Origin of the sequence: Streptomyces milbemycinicus (assembly GCF_002154605.1) — a bacterium.
Taxonomy (GTDB): domain Bacteria; phylum Actinomycetota; class Actinomycetes; order Streptomycetales; family Streptomycetaceae; genus Streptomyces; species Streptomyces milbemycinicus.
The window spans coordinates 1-1,886 of sequence record NZ_MUNE01001136.1; the positions used below are offsets into that span (position 1 = coordinate 1).

At 74.1% G+C, this 1,886-nt stretch carries 2 protein-coding genes; both read left to right on the forward strand.

Annotation, left to right across the window (positions count from 1 at the left end; translation table 11 throughout):
• A partial coding sequence (locus CCN51_RS51595) for an ATP-binding SpoIIE family protein phosphatase (RefSeq protein ID WP_158104799.1) occupies window positions 1–1,149 on the forward strand: 1,149 nt, incomplete at its 5' end.
• A gap of 219 nt (window positions 1,150–1,368) precedes the next feature.
• The coding region (locus CCN51_RS51600; protein WP_143676232.1) for an RNA polymerase sigma factor at window positions 1,369–1,886 on the forward strand (518 nt) is incomplete at its 3' end.

Sequence of the window (1,886 nt, forward strand, 5' to 3'; positions counted from 1 at the left end):
CAGCGCAGCCTGCTGCCCCGCGGGCTGCCCGCGCAGCACGCCGTGGAGGCCGCCCATCGCTATCGGCCCGCGACGAACGGGGTCGGGGGCGACTGGTTCGATGTGATCCCGCTGTCCGGGGCCCGGGTGGCCCTGGCGGTCGGCGACGTGGTCGGGCACGGACTGCATGCGACGGCGACCATGGGCCGGCTGCGCACCGCCGTCCACAACTTCTCGGCGCTGGACCTGGCGGTCGACGAAGTGCTCAGCCAACTCGACGATCTGGTCTGCCGTCTCGACCCGGACCCGACGGACACGGACGCCATGGACGCCATGGACGCCGACACGGATACGTACCCGACCGGGCCCGAGCCGGGGGGCGAGAGCGAGCCGGGCATCGTCGGCTCCAGCTGTCTGTACGCCGTCTACGACCCGGTGAACCGACGCTGCACCGCCGCCCGGGCCGGGCACCCGCCGCCCGCCCTGGTGCTGCCCGACGGCACCGTGGAGTTCCCCGACGTGCCCCCGGGGCCGCCGCTCGGCGTGGGCGGCCTGCCGTTCGAGACCGCCGACCTCGAGGTCCCCGAGGGCAGTCTGCTGGTGCTCTACACCGACGGCCTGCTCACCGGCGACGGCCACGACCCGGAGGTCGGCTTCGAGCGGCTGCGCGCCGCGCTGGCCCGCCCGGGCCGTACGCCGGAGCAGACCTGCGCCGCCCTGGAGTCGCTGTTCCCGGAGCGTCCCGTGGACGATGTGGTGCTGCTCGTGGCCCGCACCCGGGCCCTGGGCGAGGACCAGGTCGCCGTCTGGGACCTGCCCGCGGACCCGGCCGAGGTGTCCCGGGCGCGCCAGGAGGTCATCGCGCGGCTGACCGAGTGGGGCCTGGAGGAGCCGGCGTTCACCACCGAGCTGATCGTCAGCGAGCTGGTCACCAACGCCATCCGGTACGGCCGCGAACCGCTGCAACTGCGGCTGCTGCGCGAGCGTGCGCTCATCTGCGAGATGGCCGACGGCAGCAGCACCTCCCCGCGACTGCGCCGGGCCCGTACCACCGACGAGGGCGGCCGCGGGCTGTTCCTGGTCGCCCAGCTCGCCCGGCGCTGGGGCACCCGCTACACCGAGCACGGCAAGGTGATCTGGACGGAGCAGCCGCTGCCACCGGCCCACTGAACGCACTCGCCCGGATCACCGCGGTTCCCCCAGGTCGAGTCCTCCGGTGGAACACCGATGAGCAGGTAGTCGGCCCGGAGGGATGTAGGGGCCGGGGATGTAGGGGCCGGGATTTGTGTTATCCAGACCGCGCGGCTCCGTCTCCTGTGGGGGGCGCCCCGACATGACCGGGGTGGTCGGCCGTAATGGGGCCCTGATCGGGAGAGAGCGAGGTGGCGCGTGCGCACCAAGGAGCAGTCGGATGCCGCGGTCGTCGCGGCGGCGCGGGCCGGGGACCAGCGAGCGCTGGCGGAGCTGCTGGAGGAGTACCTGCCGCTGGTCTACAACGTGGTGGGCCGGGCCCTGGACGGCCATGCCGACGTCGATGACGTGGTGCAGGAGACGATGGAGCGGGCGGTGACGGGGCTGGCGGGCCTGGCCGACCCGGAGCGCTTCCGGTCCTGGCTGGTGGCGATAGCCCTGAACCAGGTGCGTCAGCGCGCGGGGGCGCGGGCCGGGCAGTTGGATGAGGCCGTCGAGGTGGCCGATCCCGGTGCGGACTTCGCGGAGGTGACGGTGTTGCGGCTCGGGCTGTCCGGGCAGCGGCGGGAGGTCGTGGAGGCGACCCGCTGGCTGGAGCGGGACGAGCGGGAGGTGCTGTCGCTGTGGTGGCTGGAGGCCGCGGGCGAGCTGACCCGCGCCGAGCTGGCGGCGGCCTGTGAACTCGCCCCGAAACACGCCGCGGTGCGGGTCCAGCG